Origin of the sequence: Rhodococcus coprophilus NBRC 100603 (assembly GCF_001895045.1) — a bacterium.
GTDB lineage: Bacteria > Actinomycetota > Actinomycetes > Mycobacteriales > Mycobacteriaceae > Rhodococcus > Rhodococcus coprophilus.
The window spans coordinates 1-1,454 of the sequence record NZ_BDAM01000018.1; the positions used below are offsets into that span (position 1 = coordinate 1).

The window sequence follows — 1,454 nt, forward strand, 5'->3', positions numbered from 1 at the left end:
TGTTGGTGGTGCTCGACGAGTTGCCGCTCAACAGCAGTGGGAAGCTCGATCGGAAAGCGTTGCCTTCCCCTGTCTTCGAAGCTCGGGAGTTCCGGGCGCCGCAGACAACCGTCGAACAGGTTGTGGCGTCGGTGTTTTCGGAGGTGCTCGGGGTCGAGCGGGTGGGGCTCGATGATGATTTCTTCGGTTTGGGTGGTAACTCGCTGATCGCGACCCAGGTGGTGGCGCGTCTGGGTGCGGCGCTGGGTACTCGGGTGCCGGTGCGGGTGTTGTTCGAGGCGTCCACTGTCGGGGCACTTGCGGGGCGGGTGGAGCAGGTGTCCGGTGGGGGTGCCGGGGTTCCGTTGGTTGCGCGGGTGCGTCCGGCGCAGGTGCCGTTGTCGTTGGCGCAGCAGCGGATGTGGTTCCTGAATCGGTTGGATCCGGGGTCGGCGGCGAACAACATCCCGGTGGCGATCAGGTTGTCGGGACCGTTGGATGTCGATGCGTTGCAGGCGGCCGTGTCGGATGTCGTCGCGCGACATGAGTCGTTGCGGACGGTGTATCCGGAGGTCGACGGGGTCGGTTTCCAGAAGGTGCTCGGTGCCGACGACGCGGTCGTGGAGGTGCGTGTCGAAGACGTGAGCGTCGAGGACGTGCCCGGGCGGGTCGGCGAGATCCTGGGCGCCGGTTTCGATGTCACGCAGCAGGTTCCGATCCGGGTGCGGTTGCTGCGGGTCACGCCGGACGAGCACATTCTGGTTGTGGTGGTGCATCACATCTCGAGTGACGGGTTCTCGATGGGGCCGTTGACTCGTGATGTGGTCACCGCGTATGCGGCGCGCGCTGCGGGCCGGAACCCGGAGTGGTCGGCGCTCGAGGTGCAGTACGCCGACTACACGTTGTGGCAGCGTGAGGTCCTCGGCGACGAGTCGGATCCGGAGTCGCTGCTCGCGCGGCAATCCGAGTTCTGGCGCACCACCCTCGCGGACCTTCCTGAAGAGTCGACGTTGCCGTCCGATCGGCCTCGTCCGGTGGTGTCGAGTTACCGGGGTGCGTCGCACGGTTTCGTGATCGATCGGCGTATCCGTGCGGGTATCACCGATCTTGCCCGTCGTAGTGGTGCAACGGAATTCATGGTGGTGCATGCCGCTCTCGCGGTGTTGCTGTCGCGGTTGGGTGCACAGTCCGATGTTGCGATCGGCACCCCGATCGCGGGTCGCGGTGAGGCTGCGCTCGATGATCTGGTGGGGATGTTCGTCAATACGTTGGTGTTGCGGACGTCGGTCGACGGGGCTGTCCCGTTCGGGGAGTTCCTCGATGCCGTGCGCGACGTGGATCTCGAGGCTTTTGCGCATGCGGATGTGCCGTTCGAGCGGTTGGTGGAGGTGCTCGATCCTGCGCGTTCGCAGGGGCGGCATCCGTTGTTCCAGGTGATGTTGACGTTCCAGAATATGGCGGACGCGCATCTCGAG

Annotated in this window: 1 protein-coding gene; it reads left to right on the top strand. The window is 65.2% G+C overall.

Translation table 11 applies throughout. The annotated features are described in order from the left end of the window. Positions 1–1,454 (top strand): condensation domain-containing protein (locus RDCOP1_RS21040; protein ID WP_255311431.1); only part of this gene is annotated, 1,454 nt, incomplete at both ends.